At 75.1% G+C, this 15,459-nt stretch carries 18 protein-coding genes; 9 read left to right on the top strand and 9 right to left on the bottom strand.

Going from position 1 to position 15,459, the window contains the following annotated elements:
- Positions 1-9: 9 nt before the first annotated feature.
- Both CR938_RS02825 and folK read left to right on the top strand, forming a co-directional pair.
- Complete coding sequence (locus CR938_RS02825; protein ID WP_162123558.1) at positions 10-801, top strand: proteasome-type protease; 792 nt, start codon at positions 10-12, stop codon at positions 799-801.
- A 4-nt stretch (positions 802-805) separates the two neighbouring features.
- Positions 806-1,375 carry a 2-amino-4-hydroxy-6-hydroxymethyldihydropteridine diphosphokinase gene (folK, locus tag CR938_RS02820; RefSeq protein WP_162123557.1) on the top strand — a complete coding sequence of 190 codons (570 nt, stop codon included), beginning with the start codon at positions 806-808 and terminating at the stop codon, positions 1,373-1,375.
- Here the strand turns inward: folK and CR938_RS02815 are convergent.
- A complete protein-coding gene (locus CR938_RS02815) occupies positions 1,332-2,069 on the bottom strand; it encodes a pteridine reductase (protein ID WP_162123556.1) in 738 nt (245 codons plus the stop codon). The genes folK and CR938_RS02815 overlap by 44 nt on opposite strands.
- A 50-nt stretch (positions 2,070-2,119) precedes the next feature.
- Here CR938_RS02815 and CR938_RS02810 point away from each other — a divergent pair, with 50 nt between their 5' ends.
- Both CR938_RS02810 and CR938_RS02805 read left to right on the top strand, forming a co-directional pair.
- Positions 2,120-3,304, top strand: a complete 1,185-nt coding sequence (locus CR938_RS02810) for a class I SAM-dependent methyltransferase (RefSeq protein ID WP_162123583.1) — start codon at positions 2,120-2,122, stop codon at positions 3,302-3,304.
- Positions 3,301-3,690 (top strand): VanZ family protein, encoded by a 390-nt coding sequence (locus CR938_RS02805; RefSeq protein WP_425502411.1) that lies wholly within the window; start codon positions 3,301-3,303, stop codon positions 3,688-3,690. The genes CR938_RS02810 and CR938_RS02805 overlap by 4 nt, the downstream gene beginning before the upstream one ends.
- Positions 3,691-3,705: 15 nt before the next feature.
- Here CR938_RS02805 and CR938_RS02800 read toward each other — a convergent pair whose 3' ends face one another.
- On the bottom strand, positions 3,706-4,701 hold the full coding sequence (locus tag CR938_RS02800; protein ID WP_162123555.1) for a glucokinase: 996 nt from the start codon (positions 4,699-4,701) through the stop codon (positions 3,706-3,708).
- A 194-nt stretch (positions 4,702-4,895) separates the two neighbouring features.
- Here CR938_RS02800 and nagA point away from each other — a divergent pair, with 194 nt between their 5' ends.
- Positions 4,896-6,038: an N-acetylglucosamine-6-phosphate deacetylase gene (gene nagA, locus CR938_RS02795; RefSeq protein WP_162123554.1), complete on the top strand. Its 1,143-nt coding sequence runs from the start codon at positions 4,896-4,898 to the stop codon at positions 6,036-6,038.
- A gap of 288 nt (positions 6,039-6,326) precedes the next feature.
- Here nagA and CR938_RS02790 read toward each other — a convergent pair whose 3' ends face one another.
- Positions 6,327-7,619, bottom strand: a complete 1,293-nt coding sequence (locus CR938_RS02790; RefSeq protein WP_162123553.1) for an RNA polymerase sigma factor — start codon at positions 7,617-7,619, stop codon at positions 6,327-6,329.
- A gap of 190 nt (positions 7,620-7,809) precedes the next feature.
- Between CR938_RS02790 and CR938_RS02785 the strand changes: the two genes are divergently transcribed.
- The 3 genes from CR938_RS02785 to CR938_RS14370 all read left to right on the top strand — a co-directional run bounded on the left by CR938_RS02785 (position 7,810) and on the right by CR938_RS14370 (position 9,131).
- Complete coding sequence (locus tag CR938_RS02785; RefSeq protein WP_162123552.1) at positions 7,810-8,259, top strand: anthrone oxygenase family protein; 450 nt, start codon at positions 7,810-7,812, stop codon at positions 8,257-8,259.
- Positions 8,260-8,404: 145 nt separating this feature from the next.
- On the top strand, positions 8,405-8,884 hold the full coding sequence (locus tag CR938_RS02780) for a pyrimidine dimer DNA glycosylase/endonuclease V (protein WP_246190943.1): 480 nt from the start codon (positions 8,405-8,407) through the stop codon (positions 8,882-8,884).
- A 70-nt stretch (positions 8,885-8,954) separates the two neighbouring features.
- Positions 8,955-9,131, top strand: coding sequence for a hypothetical protein (locus tag CR938_RS14370; protein WP_170296514.1), 177 nt, complete (start codon positions 8,955-8,957; stop codon positions 9,129-9,131).
- A 36-nt stretch (positions 9,132-9,167) separates the two neighbouring features.
- Here the strand turns inward: CR938_RS14370 and CR938_RS02775 are convergent, their stop codons facing one another.
- From CR938_RS02775 to CR938_RS02760, 4 genes are all read right to left on the bottom strand, one after another.
- Positions 9,168-9,557 (bottom strand): YciI family protein, encoded by a 390-nt coding sequence (locus CR938_RS02775; RefSeq protein WP_162123551.1) that lies wholly within the window; start codon positions 9,555-9,557, stop codon positions 9,168-9,170.
- 14 nt (positions 9,558-9,571) lie between these two features.
- Positions 9,572-9,796, bottom strand: coding sequence for a DUF1428 domain-containing protein (locus CR938_RS02770; RefSeq protein ID WP_162123550.1), 225 nt, complete (start codon positions 9,794-9,796; stop codon positions 9,572-9,574).
- Between the two features lie 111 nt (positions 9,797-9,907).
- Entirely contained in the window at positions 9,908-11,146 is a 1,239-nt protein-coding gene (locus CR938_RS02765) for a multifunctional CCA addition/repair protein (RefSeq protein ID WP_162123549.1), read from the bottom strand.
- A gap of 78 nt (positions 11,147-11,224) precedes the next feature.
- The gene (locus tag CR938_RS02760) at positions 11,225-13,210 is read right to left on the bottom strand and encodes a transglycosylase SLT domain-containing protein (protein WP_162123548.1); all 1,986 of its coding nucleotides are present in this window, start codon (positions 13,208-13,210) and stop codon (positions 11,225-11,227) included.
- A 94-nt stretch (positions 13,211-13,304) separates the two neighbouring features.
- On the opposite strand from CR938_RS02760, the gene CR938_RS02755 reads away from it, so the two are divergent.
- A complete protein-coding gene (locus CR938_RS02755; RefSeq protein WP_246190942.1) occupies positions 13,305-14,111 on the top strand; it encodes a sulfite exporter TauE/SafE family protein in 807 nt (268 codons plus the stop codon).
- Between the two features lie 7 nt (positions 14,112-14,118).
- Here CR938_RS02755 and CR938_RS02750 read toward each other — a convergent pair whose 3' ends face one another.
- On the bottom strand, positions 14,119-14,853 hold the full coding sequence (locus CR938_RS02750) for a hypothetical protein (RefSeq protein WP_170296513.1): 735 nt from the start codon (positions 14,851-14,853) through the stop codon (positions 14,119-14,121).
- Positions 14,854-14,894: 41 nt separating this feature from the next.
- On the bottom strand, positions 14,895-15,458 hold the full coding sequence (tsaC, locus tag CR938_RS02745; protein WP_162123547.1) for an L-threonylcarbamoyladenylate synthase type 1 TsaC: 564 nt from the start codon (positions 15,456-15,458) through the stop codon (positions 14,895-14,897).
- Position 15,459 lies beyond the last annotated feature (1 nt).

Below are 15,459 nucleotides of genomic sequence, written 5' to 3'. Positions count from 1 at the left end.
GGCTCGCCCATGACCTACTGCGTCGGCATCCAGGTGGACGAAGGCCTGGTCTTCGCCGCGGATACGCGCACCAACGCCTCCGTGGACGACGTGCGCGTGCACCGCAAGCTGCATGTGTTCCAGTGGCCGGGCGAGCGGGTGTTCGTGGTGATGACCTCGGGCAACCTGGCCACGACCCAGCGGGTCATCGCCTGCCTGCAGCGCGACGCCGACGACCCGGACGCGGCGCAGAGCCTGCGTGGCTTCCGCCACCTGTTCGAGGCGGCCGCCTACGTCGGCCGGCTGCTGGTCGAAAGCCAGGCGCGGGTGGACGAGGCCGACGCGGAGCGCGGCACCAGCACCCAGGCCACGCTGATCTTCGGCGGCCAGATCGCCGGCGAACGCCCCGGCCTGTACCTGGTCTACCCTCTGGGCAACTGCATCTCCGCCTCGCCGGAAACGCCCTACCTGCAGATCGGCGAGTCCAAGTACGGCAAGCCGATCCTCGACCGCATCGTGCGCCCGGACACCAGCCTGGAGGACGCCGCGCGCTGCGCGCTGCTGTCGCTGGACTCCACCATCCGTTCCAACCTGTCGGTCGGCCTGCCGCTGGACCTGGCCCTGGTGCGCGCCGGCGGGCTGCGCGTGGAGCGGCAGATGCGCATGGACGCCACCGATCCGCTGTACGCCGACATCCACGCCAACTGGTCGCGCCGCCTTGAGCAGGCCGTGCAGTCGCTGCCGCGCTTCCCCTGGGAGGCGCCGCGTGAGGCCGCCGATCCCGGCCCGCCGGCCCGCGACGGCCACCCCGAACGTTCCTGACCCCATGCCCACGCCCCACGCGCCCGGCGCCCCCAAAGGCGGCGCCATCCCCGTCCTGCTCAGCCTGGGCAGCAACCTCGAGCCCGAGCGCCACCTGGCGGCGGCGGTGGCGGAGCTGCAGGCGTGCTTCGGCCCGCTGCGGGTGTCGCCGGCCTACCGCACCCCGGCGGTGGGCTTCGACGGCGCGCCGTTCCTCAACAACGCGGTGGCGCTGGCCACGGCGATGCCGCTGCCGGCGCTGGAGGACTGGCTGCACGCGCTGGAGGCGCGCCACGGCCGCCGCCGCGACGTGCCGCGCTTCTCCGACCGCACCCTCGACGTGGACGTGGTGTTCTACGGCGACCAGGTGCTGCGCGACGCCGCCGGCCGGGTGCGCATCCCGCGCCCGGAGCTGAAGCACGCCTTCGTGCTCAAGCCGCTGGCCGACATCGCCCCGGACTTCGTCGACCCGCTCAGCGGGCGCACCCTGGCCGCGCTGTGGCGCGAACACCCGCAGCACGACGAGGCGTTCGAGCAGGTGTCCCTGCCGCTCAGCGCTCCCGCCCCCCGTCCACGTGCAGCACCTGCCCGGTGACGTAGCCGGCCTCGTCCGACAGCAGCCAGTGCACCGCGCCGGCGATGTCCTCCGGCGTGCCGGTGCGGCCCAGCGCGGTGGCGGCCAGGATCGCCGCGCGCGCGGCCGGGTCCTGTTCCTGCTCCGGCCACAGGATCGCGCCCGGCGCCACCGCGTTGACCCGCACCCGCGGCGCCAGCGCCAGCGCCAGCGAGCGGGTCAGCGACACGAGCGCGGCCTTGGCCGCCGAGTACAGCGGGTGGCCGGCCAGCGGCCGGCCGGCGTAGACGTCGGCCAGGTTGACGATGGCCCCGCCGGCCGCCTGCAGGTGTGGCGCCGCGGCCTGGGCCAGGAAGAACGGCGCGCGCGCGTTGACCCCGAACAGGTCGTCCCAGTCTTCCGGCGTGGCCCGGCCCAGCGGCGTGGGGTGGAAGCTGGAGGCGTTGTTCACCAGCGCGTCCAGGCGGCCGTAGTGGCCCACGCAGCGCGCCACCAGGTCCGGCAGGCCGTCGGGCTGGCGCAGGTCGGCGCGCAGCACCAGTACGCTGTCCGGGCGCGCGGCGCGCAGCTGCGCGGCCAGCGCCGCCATCTCCGCGTCCGAGCGGCGGTGGTGCAGGGCCAGGTCGTAGCCGGCCGCGTGCAGGCGCCGGGCGATCGCCGCGCCGATGCGGCGCGCGGCGCCGGTGACCAGGGCCACGGGATGGGGTGAGGTCATGCAAAGGCCTCCTCGGCTATGCTGGCCATTCTCCAATGCCCGTTCCCACGATGCACGCCGACCTGCCGCCGCCCGACGAAGACGCCCTGCGCCACAGCCAGCTCCTGGCCGAGCACATCCGCGCGGAGATCGCTGCCTCCGGCGGCAGCGTGCCGTTCTCGCGCTTCATGGAGCTGTGCCTGTACGCACCCGGCCGGGGCTACTACAGCGCGGGCGCCACCAAGTTCGGCGCGGCCGGTGACTTCGTCACCGCGCCCGAGAGCGGCCGCCTGTTCGCCGCCACCGTGGCCGGCGTGCTGGCCGAGGTGCTGCGCGAGCTGGGCCCGTACGCACGGGTGCTGGAGGTCGGCGGCGGCAGCGGCGTGTTCGCCGAGGTCGCCCTCAAGCGCATGCTGGAGCTGGACGCGCTGCCGGACCGCTACGCCATCCTCGAGCCCTCGGCCGACCTGCGCCACCGCCAGCGCGAGCACCTGCAGCGCACGCTCACGCCCACCGTGTTCGGGCTGGTGGAGTGGCTGGAACGGCCGTTCGAGGACGAGTGGGACGGCGTGCTGTTCGCCAACGAGGTGGTCGACGCCCTGCCCACGCCGCGCTTCACCCTGCGCGACAGCCAGGTGCTGGAGGAGCATGTGGCGGTGGGGTCCGACGGCGCCTTCGTGCGCATCGACCGGCCGGCCGACGCGCTGCTGACCGCGGCGGTGCGCCACGTCGAGCAGTACCTGGACACGCGCTTTGCCGACGGCTACCGCTCCGAGCTGCTGCCGCAGCTGCCGTACTGGCTGCAGGCGGTGGCCGGCGGCCTGCGCTCGGGTGCGATGCTGTTCTTCGACTACGGTTATCCGCGCCGCGAGTACTACCTGCCGCAGCGCTGCGACGGCACCCTGCGCGCGTTCTACCGCCAGCGCATGCACGGGGACGTGCTGCTGTGGCCGGGCCTGCAGGACATCACCGCCTCGGTGGACTTCACCGCGCTGGCCGAGGCCGGCACCGGCGCCGGCTTCGACCTGGCCGGCTACTGCACCCAGGCCAGCTTCCTGCTGGGCAACGGCATCGCCCGCCTGCTGGCCGAGGCCGAGGCGCGCACCGACGAGGTGGGCGCGCTGCGCCTGCGCCAGGAGCTCAAGCGCCTGACCCTGCCGGAGCAGATGGGCGAACGCTTCCAGGCCATGGCCTTCTGCCGCGACGTGGACCTGAGTCCGGCCTTCCTGCTCGGCGACCTCAGCTGGCGGCTGTGAGCGTGGCGGGCGTGCTCAAGCCGCTGCGGCGGCCGCGCCTGTGGCTGGGGCTGTGGCTGCTGGCGCTGGCCGTGGTCTGCGTGGCCAGCCTGGTCCCGCCGCCGCCCGTCGAGCTGCCGCGCCACGGCGACAAGCTCGAGCACCTGCTGGCCTACGCCGCGCTGGCCGCGGCGGCGGTGCAGCTGTTCCGCCCCGGGCGTGCGCTGTGGACGGCGGGCATCGGCCTGGTGCTGATGGGCGCGGCCCTGGAACTGGCCCAGGGCGCGCTCACCGCCACGCGCCTGGCCGATCCGGCCGATGCGCTGGCCAACACCGCGGGCGTGGCCCTCGGCCTGCTGCTGCAGCGCACGCCGCTGCGCGACCTGCTGCTGCGCCACGGCGGCTGAGCCGTGCGGGCGCGCTCAGCGCGGCACGGCCTGGTCCAGGTACCAGCAGGCGGCGCCGAGCACCCCCAGCTGGCCGTGTTCGACCAGCCGTACCGGCACCCGCTCCAGCGCCGGGCGCATCGGCCCCTTGTCGAGGAAGCGCTCGCGGAAGCTGCTGCCGGCGAGGAAACCGGCGATCCGTGGCAGGATGCCGCCAGCCAGGTATACGCCCTGCACGCCATACACCAGGGCCAGGTCGCCCACGACACCTCCGAGCAGGCCGCAGAACACCTCCAGCGCCTGGCGTGCCAGCGGCTCGCCACCGTCCAGCGCCGCGGCGGTAACCGCGTCCGGCTGCGCATGCACCGGGTCGGGGCCGCGCAGCGCGCACAGCGCGCGGTAGAGGTTGAGCAGGCCGGGGCCGGAGAGCGCCCGTTCGACCGGCACGTGCCGGTCCGGGCCGCGCAGCCGCCGCAGCAGTTCCAGCTCCAGGTCGGTGGCGGCGGCGAGCATGGCTTGGCCGGCCTCGGTGGGCAGCACCAGGCCGCGGCCGGCGTGCGGGACCCACAGTGCCGCACCCAGGCCGGTGCCCGGACCCAGCACCAGCAACGGGCCGGTCGTGCCCTGTGCCGGGCCGGACAGCCGCAGCAGCTCGGCCGGACCCAGGCGGCCGACCGCATGCGCCAGCGCGGCGAAGTCGTTGAGCAGGTACAACCCGCGCAGGTCCAAGGCCGCACGCAGCGCGGCCGGCACCAGCGGCCAGGGCAGGTTGTTGGCGATCAGCGTGCCGTCCTCCAGCACGTGGCCGGCGCTGGCGATCACCGCCACCTCCACCGCCGGGTTGCCTAGATCGGCCAGGAACTCGGCGGCGATTGCGTCCAGGCCCGGATGGTCCGTGCAGCGATACTTGGCATAGGCCATCACCTGTGGCGTGCCGTCCGCACCGGCCTCGACCAGGCCCATGCGCACATGGGTGCCGCCGACGTCGGCGGCGAGGAGGGAGGCGCTGGCAGACAGGGCGGCGGGGCTCAAGCGGATTTCCGTGGGTCGCGGGCACCGTGGCCGGCGCTATGGGCAGGGCGGCAGGCAGTCTCGGGGCGAGGGGGGCGGGTGTCAACGCCGCCGAGCCGGGCCGTCGCGTACGGCGTGGAGGGTGCGCGGGCCCGGCGCCGGGGGCACAATCCGGACGTGCCCCCGCATCTGGACAAGGTCACGGAGACGGTGTGATGACGACAGTGGCGCTGGCCAACGCCCGGGTCCTGACCGACGAGGGTTTCCGCGACGACGTCGCGGTGCTGGTGGAGAACGGCCGCATCGCCGGCCTGGTGCCGCCGGAGCATGCGGACGCGGACCAGGGCCTGGACCTGGACGGCGGTTTCCTGCTGCCGGGTTTCATCGACGTGCAGGTCAACGGCGGCGGCGGCGTGCTGTTCAACAACGACCCCACGCCGGAAGGCATCGCCGCCATCGGCCGCGCGCACATCCGCTTCGGCACCACCGCCTTCCTGCCCACCCTGATCAGCGACGAGGCCGAGGTGATGGAGCGCGCCGTACGCGCCGCGCGCCAGGCCATCGCCATCGGCGTGCCGGGCGTGCTGGGCATCCACCTGGAAGGCCCGTACCTGGCGCCGGCGCGCAAGGGCACGCACGACGCCGGCAAGTTCCGCGTGCCGGACGAGGCCGAGGTCGCCATGGCCACCGCGCTGGACAACGGCATCACCCTCGTCACCCTGGCGCCCGAGCGCGTGCCGCTGGACACCATCCGCAGCCTCGTGCGCCGCGGGGCCATCGTCTGCGCCGGCCACACCAACGGCAGCTACGAGGAGATCCGCGCCGGCCTGGACGCCGGCGTGCGCGGCTTCACCCACCTGTACAATGCCATGTCGCCGCTGCAGGGGCGTGAGCCGGGCGCGGTGGGCGCGGCGCTGGAGGACCGCGACAGCTGGTGCGGGATCATCGTCGACGGCGTGCACGTGCACCCGGCCAGCCTGCGCGCGGCGCTGGCGGCCAAGCCGCGCGGCAAGCTGTTCCTGGTCACCGACGCCATGCCCATGGTCGGCGCCGACAGCCCCAGCTTCCAGCTGTACGGGCAGACCATCACCGCGGTGGACGGGGTGGTGCGCAACGCCGAGGGTGCCCTGGCCGGCTCGGCGCTGGACATGGCCACCGCGGTGCGCAACTGCGTGCACCTGCTGGGCCTGCCGCTGGCCGAGGCGGCGCGCATGGCCTCCACCTATCCGGCGCAGTTCCTCGGCGTGGACGACCGCATGGGCCGCATCGCGCCGGGCCTGCGCGCGGACCTGGTGCTGCTGGACGACGCCCTGACGGTGCGCCGGACCTGGATCGGCGGTGTGCCGGTGGTGGCGTGACCCGCTACACCCCGGCCGACGCCCTGCGCGGGCTGACCGTGGCCGCGATGCTGCCGGTCAACACTCCGGGCGACTACACGGATTCGGCGGCGATGGTGTACGTGCTGTCCGCGTGGGGCGCCGGGGAGCCGCTGTACCGCCACGGCTTCGCCGCGTGGATGGCGCCGCGGTCGGGCCGTACCTGCCGTCGCTGGCCTTCGCCCCGGCCTTCACCGGCTTCTGGTGGCTGGTGGCGCGCGCCATGGACCGGTCCGGCTGGCACCTGCGGATCTGGGCGCCGCGGCCGCTTCAGCCCGCGGCCGCGGCCATCTCCAGGCAGCGCGCCGCGCGCGCGACCAGCAGCTCGCGTTCGCGCGCGTTGGCGGTCAGCCCGGCGGCGCGTTCGAACTCGGCGCGCGCCTCGTGCAGGCGGCCGAGCCGGAACAGCAGGTCGCCGCGCACGCTGGGCAGCGGGTGGTAGCTGGACAGCTTGGGCTCGTCCAGCAGCGCATCGACCAGCGGCAGCGCCGCTTCCGGACCTGCGGCCATGGACACCGCCACCGCGCGGTTGAGCGCCACCACCGGCGAGGGCAGGCAGCGCAGCAGCGCGTCGTACAACGCCACGATCCGCGCCCAGTCGGTCTCGGCGGCGGTCAGCGCGCGCGCGTGACAGGCGGCGATGGCCGCCTGCAGCGTGTAGGGTCCCGGCGGATCGGCCAGGCGTTCGGCGCGCTCCAGCGCGGCCAGGCCGCGGCCGATCAGCAACCGGTCCCAGCGCGAGCGGTCCTGGTCCATCAGCAGGACCGGACGCCCGTCGGGCGTGGTGCGCGCGTGCAGGCGCGAGGCCTGCAGCTCCATCAGCGCCACCAGGCCATGCACCTCCGGTTCCTCCGGCATCAGCCCGGCCAGCACGCGGCCAAGGCGCATGGCCTCCTCGCACAGCGCCGGACGGATCCAGTCGTCGCCGGCGGTGGCGGCGTAGCCCTCGTTGAAGACCAGGTAGATCACGCCCAGCACCGCCGCCAGGCGTTCGGGCAGCTCCTCGCGCCGCGGGATCTCGAACGGCACCCCGGCCTCGGCGAGGGTGCGCTTGGCGCGGACGATGCGCTGGGCCACGGTGGCCTCGTTGGCGAGGAAGGCGCGGGCGATCTCGCCGGTCTCCAGGCCGCCGAGCAGGCGCAGGGTGAGGGCCACGCGCGATTCCTGCGGCAGCACAGGATGGCAGGCGATGAACATCAGCCGCAGCACGTCGTCGCCGACCGCGTCGTCCAGCAGCTGCTCGTGGCGCCGCGCCGCCTCCTCCTGCATCTGCTCCAGTTCCCAGGCCACCTGGAGGTGTTTCTCCTCGCGCAGCTTCAGGTGGCGCAGCCGGTCGATGGCGCGGTTGCGCGCGGTGGTCATCAGCCACGCGCCGGGGTTGTCCGGCACGCCGTCCTCCGGCCACTTCTCCAGCGCCGCCACCAGCGCGTCCTGGGCCAGCTCCTCGGCCAGGCCCACGTCGCGGACGATGTGCACCAGGCCGGCGATCCCGCGCGCCGACTCCATGCGCCAGACGGCGTCGATGGTGCGGTGGATGTCGGCCTGGTGCGGATGCGGGGCCATGCCCGCATCACAGCCCCGGCGCCGGCCCGCGGCAAGCGCGGCGCCGAGGCGTGAAGGAGGATTCAGGCATGGGCGGACACCGGTCCGGTAGGGTTGGGCGCTCCCTGGCCGCGCCGGCGCGGGCCGCCTCCGGGCAACGCCACGCCGGGGGGACGGGGGGGCGGATTCCAGGTCTTTCTCGTTAAGTGCCATGTGGAAGGAAACCGTTCTCTGGCTGTTCGTCATCAATCTCGGCATCGCCTTCGGCGCCGGCCTGTACGAGGCGCGGGTGGTGGTGCCGCGATGGGCCGGGCTGCCGACGCGGCAGTGGCCGAACACCGGCCTGATGTTCTGGGTGTACGTGACCACGGTGCCGCTGACCCTGCTGACCCTGGCCGCGTTCTTCGCCGGCTGGTGGTCGCCCGCGCCGGTGCGCGGCTGGTTGCTGGCCGCCGCGTGCATCGTCCTGGTCGAGCGCATCGCCACCTTCGGCTACTTCATCCCGACCATGGCCCGGCTGATGGGCGCCGACGGCCTGCCCGAGGCCGAGGTGAAGGCCACGCTCGCGCAGTGGAGGGCCGCCAACCATGGCCGGCATCTGCTGACCCTGGCCGGCTGGCTGGCCGCATTGAAGGCGCTGTCCCTGGGCAGGGTGGGCTGACCCACCCGCCCGCGCCGGCCATCACGCCCGGCCACGGCCGGGGCGCTACCATCCGGCCAGCCGACCCGCGCGGCGGCGGGCGGGCCGGGTGAGCGGCGTGCGCGTGGAAGGGATCGCCGCTCCGCCACTGCGCCACGTCCGCTGCATGGACAAGCGGGTGGACGAGCCGGCCATCGGGGAGGAGAACGTGCGACTGTGGTCGCTGCATCCGTGCTACCTGGACGGCAAGGGCCTGGTGGCGCTGTGGCGCGAGGCGCTGCTGGCGCTGGCGGTGCTGGAAGGGCGCACGCGCGGCTATACCCGGCACCCGCAACTGCAGCGTTTCCGCGAACATCCCCGGCCCGTGGCGGCCATCCGCGCCTACCTGGCCGCGGTGCACGCCGAGGCCGCGCGGCGTGGCTACGCCTTCGACGCGGCCAGGCTCGGGCCGCCGGCCGATGCGGCGCCCATCCCGGTGGCCACCGGCCAGCTGGCGCTGGAATGGCGCCACCTGCAGGCCAAGCTGGCCGTGCGCAGCCCGCAGGTGCTGGAGCGCTGGCGCGGGGTGGCCGAACCGCGCTGCCATCCGCTGTTCCGGGTGCGGCCCGGCCCGGTGGCCTCCTGGGAGCGCGCCGGCGGCGGCTGAGCGCGCCGCGGCGTGGCGCGCGGGCCCGGCACCACGCACAATCGCCGCTGCACACGTTCGCGGAGGCACCATGGAAGCCGGTTCCGGATTCTTCGTCGGCTGGGGCACGCTGTCGCTGATCAACGCCGGCCTGGCCCAGTGCAAGGGCCGCAGGGGCCTGGGCTGGTGGCTGGGCTCGCTCTTCATCGGGCCGCTGGCCACGCTGCTGATCGTGGTGCTGCCGGCGCAGGCGCGCGGCACCGGCTGACGCGGCGCCGCGACCGGACGGCGTTGGACGTGCGCCTCATCCACCGTCACCTTCCACCGCCAGCGCACGCTCCAGGTCCTCGTCCTCGTACAGCGGGCGAATCTCGATCTCGCTGTCCTCCGGCATCGGGTTGGGGCAGCGGCGCACCCATTCGATCGCCTCCTCCAGCGAGCGCACCTGCCACAGCCAGAAGCCGGCCACCAGCTCGCCGGTGTGCGGGAACGGGCCGTCGCTGACGCTGCGCGCGCTGCCGGAGAACCGCACCCGCACGCCGCGGGCGCTGGGTTGCAGGCCCGCACCGGCCAGCAGGATGCCGGCCTTCACCAGCGCCTCGTTGTAGCGCCCCATCTCGGCCAGCCGCTGCCGGTCCGGCAGCACGCCGGACTCCGAGCTGGGCGTGGCTTTGACCAGCACCATCACGCGCATGGCGGCCTCCCGGGTCAGAACTCGACCATGGGCTTGAAGCCGCCGAAGAACATGCGCTTGCCGTCGAAGGGCATGTCGGATGCGGCCATGCGCTGCAGGCGCGGGTCGGCCATGACCCTGGCGTTGACCCGGTCGCGGTGCGCGCGCGAGCGGTAGCGGATCCAGGAGAACACCACCACCCGGTAGTCGGCCAGCCGCGCCTGCGGCACCGGGATCACGAAACCATCCACGTAGGCCATCGTTGTCTCCTCCCTGCCGATGGCGGGCCGGGAGCGGCCCGCCTGTCCTGGCGACGGGCGGAGGGCGGCGGAATCGACACCGCGCCGGCGGCCTGTGCCGGCGCCGGGCGGCTACGGGGGGCGGCGCAGGGTGCGGGCGCGGGCGATGGCCTCGATCCGCGCGCGCTGCACGGCGCGGCCGATCTCCGGCCCGGACAGCCGGCCTGCCCCGGCCAGGTCGCGGGCGTTGACCGCGGCGGCGGCGGCGTGCAGCCGGCACAGCTCCGGCCCCTGCGGGTAGGCATCCTCCTCGTGGCCCAGGCGGCCGCGCTTGTCGGCCTCGCAGGCCAGGGCGACCTGGGCGATGCGCCGCGGCTGGCGGAAGGCGTCGCAGCGCTCCAGCAGCTCCAGCACGGTGGCGTCGCGCAGCTCGGCCAGGCGGTGCACGTTCAGGTGCTCGCGGCACACCGCCTCGGCCAGGCGCCGGTGCGCCACGGGTACGCGCAGGCGCTCGCACAGCGCCGCCAGCGGTTTGAGCCCGGCGCTTTCATGGCCGATGTGCCGCGGCAGCACGTGCGCCGGGGTCAGGGCCTTGCCCAGGTCGTGGGTGAGGGCGGCGAAGCCGACCAGGTCGTCGCCCGGGGCCAGGCGCGCGGCCATGTCGCTGACCAGTTCCTGGTGGCGGCCGGTGTCCACCTCGGGGTGGTATTCGGGCCGCTGCGGCACGCCGTACAGCGCGTCCACCTCCGGCAGCACCACCGCCAGCGCGCCGCAGGCGCGCAGCGTGGCCAGGAAGGCCGAGGGCCGCGGCGAGGCCAGTGCCTTGCGCAGCTCCTGCCAGACGCGCTCGGCCACCAGCGTCTCCAGCTCGCCACTGGCGGCCATCCGGCGCATCAGCGCCAGCGTCTCCGGGGCCACGGTGAAGCCCAGCGGCGCGAAGCGGGCCATGAAGCGCGCCGCGCGCAGCACGCGCAGCGGATCCTCGGCGAAGGCCGGGCCGATATGCCGCAGCACGCGCGCCTCGAGGTCGGCGACGCCGCCCCAGGGGTCGACCAGGGTGCCATCGGGCGCGCGGGCGATGGCGTTGATGGTGAAGTCGCGCCGCTGCAGGTCCTGCTCCAGGGTCACCGAGGGATCGGCGTCCACCACGAAGCCGCGGTGGCCGCGTCCGCTCTTGCGCTCGGTGCGCGCCAGCGCGTACTCCTCGCCGGTTTCCGGGTGCAGGAACACGGGGAAGTCGCGGCCCACGGAGCGGAAGCCTGCCTGGAGCATCTGCTGCGGGGTGGCGCCCACGACCACCCAGTCGCGGTCGCCCGGCGGCAGCCCGAGCAGTTCATCACGGACCGCGCCGCCGACGAGATAGGTTTCCATGCGTGGCATCGTAGCGCGTGGCCGGGCCGCGTCGGCGTGCGGGGCTTCTCGCCGCAGGAAGAAGGCGGGCTGGACGGCCTACGGCTCCGGGTCCGGACAGGCGAAGCCCTTGCGCCGGCCCTGGGTGATGCCCAGCAGGCGCTGGCTCACCGGCAGCGCGTCGCCGTTGAGGCGCCAGTCGTAGATCACGCTGAAGGCCAGCACCCGCGCCACGTAGTCGCGGGTCTCCTTGTAGGTGATGGTCTCGATCCACAGGTCCGGGTCGTGCGACGGGCGCTGCGCCAGCCAGCGCGCCACCGGCGTCGGGCCGGCGTTGTAGGCGGCGATGGCCTGGTAGGTGGCGCCGTACTTGTCCTCCATCTCGCGCAGGTAGGCGCTGCCCAGGGCGATGTTGAGCGAGGGCTCGTACAGGCTGTCCGGGCCGTTGTAGGCCAGGCCGTGGCGGCGCGCCACGCCGGCGGCGGTGGACGGCAGCAGCTGCATCAGGCCGCGGGCGTCGGCGCTGGAGCGCGCGCGCGGGTTGAAGATGCTCTCGGCGCGGATCTCGGCGGCGATCCAGGCCGGGTCGAGGCCGTGGCGGCGCGCCGCGGCGCGGATGTCGGCGTCGTGGTGCAGCGGGAAGCGCAGGGTGTACAGGCGCTGCTCCTCCGGCTGCCTGCCCAGGGAGAACACCGCGCGGTCGAACCAGCCGTGCTCCTGGGCCAGGGCCACGGCGGCGCGGCGGCGTGCGTCGTCGAAGCGCGAAAGCGCGTCGTTCCACTCGCGCACCGCCCAGCCGGCCTGGTCGATGCGGTACAGGGCCAGCGCGCGCACCAGCGCCGGGTCGCGCGCCACCTCGGCACGCAGCGCGGGCGGATCGTCCGGCTGCCACGGGCACAGCGCATAGGGCCGGTCCAGGCGGTCGGCGGCCAGGAAGCCGTGGAAGGTGGCCGTGCGCGCGGCCTGCTCCAGCAGCGGGCGGGCCTGTGCGGCCTGGCCGAGCTTCTCCAGGATGCGTGCCTGGAACCACTGCCAGCGTGGATCGGCGCGCTGCTTCTCCGGCATCCGCCGCAGCGCATCCAGCGCCGCGCGCCAGTCGCCGCGGGCGATGGCCTCGCGCGCCCGCCACTCGTGCAGGCGCTCGTCGTAGGCCGACTCCGGCACCGCCGCCAGCCGCCGCGCCGATCCGGGCAGGTACGAGGCCACCGTCCACAGGGCGATGGCGTACAGCACCTGGCCGCGTTCGGACTCGTCCAGGTGCAGGGTCGGCGCCAGCTGTCCCAGCAGGCGCTCGGCCGCGTCCGGATCCTTGCGCGCCAGGCGGGCCAGGCCGGCCACCGCGACCTTGCGGCTGCGTGCGTCGCGCGGCCAGGCGGAGACGCGGGTGTCGGGCGCCTGCAGGAAGGCGATGTAGGCATCGGCCAGGCGCCGCGCCGGTTCGGCCAGGCCGCGGGTGGCCGCGCGCGCCACGCCGGTCTCGCCCTCGGCCACGGCCAGATCGAAGCGCTCCCAGCGCAGGGTGTCGTCCAGGCCGCCGCGCGCGGCCAGGGCGGCGAAGGTGGCGTCGCAGGCATCGGGCCTGGACTTGCCGCTGCGCCACAGCTCCCGCGCCTCCGCGATCCAGGCCGCGTCCACGCGGTCCAGCGCGTGCAGGGCGTTAAGACGCGCGCAGCGCAGCGCCGGGTCCTCGACCGGTCGCCAGTCGGCCAGCAGCTCGCTCCAGCGCTGGCGCCGGGCCAGCGAGGCCAGCCACTGCGCGCGCAGGGTGGCGGCCACCGCCTGGCCGTCGTAGCGCTGCAGGAAGCCGCGCACGCGCGCCGGGTCGGCGTTGTCCAGGTCGTACGCCAGCATCGCGTATTCCAGCCAGGGCCAGCGCGGGTCCTGGCGCAACGCCTCGGCGCGCGCCGGATCCAGGCGGCCGCGCTGGGCGGCGGCGATGGCCTCGCGCATGGCTGCATCGCGCGCCGGATCGACCGGCACGCCCTGTGCGGTCGCGGACAGGGGCAGCAGCAGGGCCAGCAGCCCTGCCAGCCACGGCCGGCGCAGACGCTGGGGGAACAACGGAATGGCGGCCGGGGGCGACATGCGGTCGAATATACCCAACGCGCCTGAATGGCCGTGACGAGGCGGCCACGTGGCGCCCCGGCGGCCGGCGCGCCTCGCGCAGGAGTCTTTGCCGGTGTCGTTGCTGTCCTACCTGTTGTTCCCGCTGCTGGGCCTGGTGGCCGGCGTGCTCGCCGGGCTGCTGGGCATCGGCGGCGGTCTGGTGATCATCGCCGCACTGGCGTGGATGCTGCCGCTGTTCGGCATCCCGCCGGAAGCGTCCATGCACGCCGCCCTGGCCAGTTCGCTGGCCAGCATCGTGCTCACCGGGCTGTCCTCGGCGCGCGCGCACGCGCGCCGCGGCAGCGTGCTGTGGCCGACGGTGGCCTGGCTGGTGCCGGGCATGCTGCTCGGCGGCTGGCTGGGCAGCGACCTGGCGGTGGCGCTGGACGGGACGGCGCTGCGATGGATCGTGGCGGGCTACTGTCTGGTGGCGGCCTGGCAGATCGGCTTCGGCCGCACCCGTGCACCGGCCGACGGCAGCGGGGTGGCGCCGCCGCGCGGCTGGCCGCTGACCGTGGCCGGAACCGGCATCGGCGCGCTCTCGGCGGTGGTCGGCATAGGCGGCGGCAGCATGACCGTGCCGCTGCTGGTCTGGCGCGGCGTGCAGCCGGTGCGCGCGGTGGGCACCTCCAGCGCCTGCGGCGGGGCCATCGGCCTGGCCAGCGCGCTGGGCTACGCCCTGCACGCGCCGGCGGGCGCGCTGCCGCAGCACGCGGTGGGCTACGTCTACCTGCCGGCGGCGCTGGGCGTGGCCGCGGCCTCGGTGCTGGCCGCGCCGTGGGGCACGCGCCTGGCGCACGCGATCAGCGGCCGGGCGCTGCGCAGGGTGTTCGCGCTGTTCCTGTTGCTGGTGGCGCTGAGCATTCCCTGGTCGGGGTGAGCGGCGCTCAGTAGCCCGGGCAGCTGGCCTGCATGCGCATGTCGATGTCGCGCTGCTCGCGGTCCAGGGCCTGGCGCTCGGACGGCGTGGTGTCGTGGTAGCGGCGCAGGATCTCGTAGCGGCGGTCGGGCAGGCGCCGGCACAGCTCCTCCGGCGGCAGCAGCACGCAGGGATCGCGCACCCAGGTGCCGCCGGCGGGCACGACCACGCCGGTGTGCGGCGGCCGCGGCCCGGCCGGGGGCGCATGCCCGCCGCCGGGCGGCGGGGCGGGTGGCCGCGGATGCGGGCGGTGCGGATACGCCACCGCCCAGAACGGCACCCAGCGCGCGTTGCCGGCGTCGGTGCCGCTCAGGTAGGTGGTCCCGTCCGGGGCGGTGCATTCGTACATGGGCTGGGGCGCCTGCACGGTGACGATGCGCACCTCGCGCCCGGGCGCGGGCGCGGGCGCCGGCGTGGCGGCGGGCGCGGGCCGGGCCGGCTGCGGCGGCGGATCCTGTGGCCGCTGCATGCGCACCAGCTCCTGGCGCTCGCCCGGCCGGCACGGCGAATCGCGCAGCGCCAGCAGGCGGCCCTGGCTGTCGCTGCAGCGGTAGATGGTCACGCTGTCCTGGTCCGGTTCCGGTCCGGACGCCGTTTGCGCCGCCGCCGGCGCGGCCAGCAGCAGGGCGGCCAGTGCCAGACCGGGCAGGGTGTGCCCGGACGGTGGGATGGCGCCGCGGCGGGCGGGCGGGATCGAGGGCATGGTGGCCTCCTGGCGTGGGGCCATCCTAGCGTGGCGGGCGCTCAGGTCCGCAGCACGCGGCCGTCGCGGGCCACGCGGATCGGCGTGGGCCGCTCCAGGCCGCCGGTCTCGCCTTCCACCACGCCGTCCACCCGGGCCAGCACGGCCGGGTCCAGCTCCGCGCGGGAGCGGGCCGGTGGCCGCCCGGCGAGGTTGGCACTGGTGGACACCAGCGGTCCGCCGAAGGCGCGGCACAGCGCCACCACCACCGGGTGGGCGGACACGCGCACGGCGATGCCCTCGTGGGCGCCGGTGATCCAGCGCGGAGCGCCGGCGGCGGCCGGCATGATCCAGGTGTGGGGGCCGGGCCAGCCGGCCAGGATCCCGGCCAGGCGGTCGCCTGGCAGCGCCTCCAGGTCCAGCCAGGGACGCAGCATGTCCAGGTCGGCGGCCACCAGGATCAGGCCCTTCTCCGCCGGGCGCTGCTTGACCTGCAGCAGGCGCAGTCCCGCGGCCTCGTTGCGCGGATCGCAGCCCAGGCCCCAGACCGCCTCGGTCGGGTAGGCCAGCACCGCCCCGTCATGCAGCAGCGGGGCGGCGGCGGCGGGTGTCAGTGGCGTGTCCATG

It is taken from the genome of Pseudoxanthomonas taiwanensis, from assembly GCF_010093135.1.
GTDB classification, from domain to species: Bacteria; Pseudomonadota; Gammaproteobacteria; order Xanthomonadales; family Xanthomonadaceae; genus Pseudoxanthomonas; species Pseudoxanthomonas taiwanensis.
Note: the sequence above shows the minus strand (reverse complement) of the source record. Positions and strands in the feature narration are given on the sequence as shown.

Bases quoted from the DNA above. Each gene is read 5' to 3' on its own strand.
- CR938_RS02780 (WP_246190943.1), top strand. From the start codon at position 8,405: ATGGACAAGCGGGTGGACGAGCCGGCCATCGGGGAGGAGAACGTGCGA.
- CR938_RS02785 (WP_162123552.1), top strand. From the start codon at position 7,810: ATGTGGAAGGAAACCGTTCTCTGGCTGTTCGTCATCAATCTCGGCATC.
- tsaC (WP_162123547.1), bottom strand. From the start codon at position 15,458: ATGGACACGCCACTGACACCCGCCGCCGCCGCCCCGCTGCTGCATGAC.
- CR938_RS02775 (WP_162123551.1), bottom strand. From the start codon at position 9,557: ATGCGCGTGATGGTGCTGGTCAAAGCCACGCCCAGCTCGGAGTCCGGC.
- CR938_RS02750 (WP_170296513.1), bottom strand. From the start codon at position 14,853: ATGCCCTCGATCCCGCCCGCCCGCCGCGGCGCCATCCCACCGTCCGGG.
- folK (WP_162123557.1), top strand. From the start codon at position 806: ATGCCCACGCCCCACGCGCCCGGCGCCCCCAAAGGCGGCGCCATCCCC.
- CR938_RS02765 (WP_162123549.1), bottom strand. From the start codon at position 11,146: ATGGAAACCTATCTCGTCGGCGGCGCGGTCCGTGATGAACTGCTCGGG.
- CR938_RS02825 (WP_162123558.1), top strand. From the start codon at position 10: ATGACCTACTGCGTCGGCATCCAGGTGGACGAAGGCCTGGTCTTCGCC.
- CR938_RS02810 (WP_162123583.1), top strand. From the start codon at position 2,120: ATGCACGCCGACCTGCCGCCGCCCGACGAAGACGCCCTGCGCCACAGC.
- CR938_RS02760 (WP_162123548.1), bottom strand. From the start codon at position 13,210: ATGTCGCCCCCGGCCGCCATTCCGTTGTTCCCCCAGCGTCTGCGCCGG.
- CR938_RS02770 (WP_162123550.1), bottom strand. From the start codon at position 9,796: ATGGCCTACGTGGATGGTTTCGTGATCCCGGTGCCGCAGGCGCGGCTG.
- CR938_RS02815 (WP_162123556.1), bottom strand. From the start codon at position 2,069: ATGACCTCACCCCATCCCGTGGCCCTGGTCACCGGCGCCGCGCGCCGC.
- CR938_RS02790 (WP_162123553.1), bottom strand. From the start codon at position 7,619: ATGGCCCCGCATCCGCACCAGGCCGACATCCACCGCACCATCGACGCC.
- CR938_RS14370 (WP_170296514.1), top strand. From the start codon at position 8,955: ATGGAAGCCGGTTCCGGATTCTTCGTCGGCTGGGGCACGCTGTCGCTG.
- nagA (WP_162123554.1), top strand. From the start codon at position 4,896: ATGACGACAGTGGCGCTGGCCAACGCCCGGGTCCTGACCGACGAGGGT.